This window comes from Streptomyces sp. ICN903, from assembly GCF_022015835.1.
GTDB classification, from domain to species: Bacteria; Actinomycetota; Actinomycetes; order Streptomycetales; family Streptomycetaceae; genus Streptomyces; species Streptomyces fenghuangensis.
This window is the reverse complement of the sequence record NZ_JAKMAY010000548.1, coordinates 1-1,617: the sequence shown is the minus strand read 5'-3', so window position 1 is coordinate 1,617 and position 1,617 is coordinate 1. Positions and strand designations below refer to the sequence as shown.

The 1,617-nt window shown below is 74.2% G+C and carries 2 protein-coding genes; both read left to right on the top strand.

The annotated features are described in order from the left end of the window. Window positions 1-114: 114 nt before the first annotated feature. On the top strand, window positions 115-750 hold the full coding sequence (locus L7D48_RS28675; protein WP_237884005.1) for a DUF3000 domain-containing protein: 636 nt from the start codon (window positions 115-117) through the stop codon (window positions 748-750). A gap of 181 nt (window positions 751-931) precedes the next feature. Then, on the top strand, window positions 932-1,594 hold the full coding sequence (locus L7D48_RS28670) for a response regulator transcription factor (RefSeq protein WP_206349989.1): 663 nt from the start codon (window positions 932-934) through the stop codon (window positions 1,592-1,594). Window positions 1,595-1,617 lie beyond the last annotated feature (23 nt).

The window sequence follows — 1,617 nt, the reverse complement described above, 5'->3', positions numbered from 1 at the left end:
GGGGCCCGCTGCGGAGGGGGTCTGGGCTGCGGTTCGGTCGTCGGCGGTCACAACCAGAAGTCTCGCACGTGTCCCTACCCGTCCGGAGCACCCGTTCCGCCTACGCTGCCGCTCATGGCAGCGGCGCGAGCACACCAGGCGGACGGTACGGCGGGTCCCGGCGGTGAGGAGGCGCCGCGGGCCTTCCGGCAGGCCGTGGCGGCACTGGCGGGGGTGCGGACGCGCCCGGAGGTGCGGCTCGGCCCGCTGCCGCCGCCCAGGAGGCTGGCTCCGTTCGCGCACGCGGTGGAGGCGTCGGTCGAGGCCGGGGGCGAGGAGCTGGCCGACGGGCGGTTCGTGCTGCTGCACGATCCCGCCGGGCAGGAGGCGTGGCGGGGCTCGTTCCGCGTGGTGACCCTGGCCCGTGCCCAGCTGGAGCCGGAGATGGCGGGGGACCCGCTGCTGCCGGAGGTGAGCTGGTCGTGGCTGACGGGCGCGCTGGAGGCGCGGTCGGCCGGGTACGCCGCGGAGGGCGGCACGGTGACGCGGGCGGACTCCCACTCCTTCGGGGAGCTGGCGGACCGGGCGGTGCGGTCGGAGCTGGAGATCCGCGCCTCGTGGACCCCGCGGGAGGGCTCGGGGGACACGGCGGCCGGGCATCTGGCGGCCTGGTGCGACCTGCTGTGCCAGTGCGCGGGGCTGCCTCCGGAGGAGGGCGAGGGGGCGGCCGTCGTACCACTGCCGCAGCGCCGTGGCCCGCAGCCACTCTGATGGTTCCCCGGATCGAGTTCCTGTCCGATTTGCCGGAATTTTTCACTCACTCATTCGTGATCATTCCCTAAAGACGGACCGGCGGAGTGCCGAAGGATTCTGTGACCCCTCACGGGGCTCATCCCATCCCGACTTCCCCCATAGTCGGCTTCCGTCCGCTCTCCACTCCCCAGGAGGCCCGGTGTCCGTTCTTCTTGAGCACCCCACAAGCCTGGTCGCCTACCGCCCGAACAAGCCGACGGCCATGGTCGTCGTCGCCGACCCCCGGGTCCGTTCCACCGTCACCCGCCACCTGTGGGCGCTCGGTGTCCGGGACGTGATCGAGGCGTCTTCGGTCGCGGAGGCCCGCCCCCGCGTCGCCAACCCGCGCGACATCTGCGTAGCCGAGGTCCACCTGCCCGACGGCTCCGGCCTGACCCTGCTGTCCGAGACCCGGGCGGCGGGCTGGCCCAACGGTCTGGCCCTCTCCGCCGCCGACGACATCGGCGCCGTGCGCAACGCCCTCGCGGGCGGCGTCAAGGGCTACGTCGTCACCGGCACCCGCGGCACCCCCGGTCACCCCGGGCGTCCCGGCACCGCACCCATCGGCGCCGCCGCCGCCCGTATGCACCGCCGCCCGCCGGGCGCTCCCGGCCACTCCGGTGGCTACCGCGAGCTCTCCGGCCGGGAGATCGAGGTGCTGCGGCTGGTGGCGGAGGGCCAGTCCAACAAGGCGATCGGCGTCTCCATGGGCCTGTCGGCCCTGACCGTCAAGAGCCACCTCGCCCGGATCGCCCGCAAGCTGGGCACCGGCGACCGCGCGGGCATGGTCGCGGTCGCCCTGCGCACCGGCATCATCCACTGACCCCGTTACCCGGTACCCCGCTC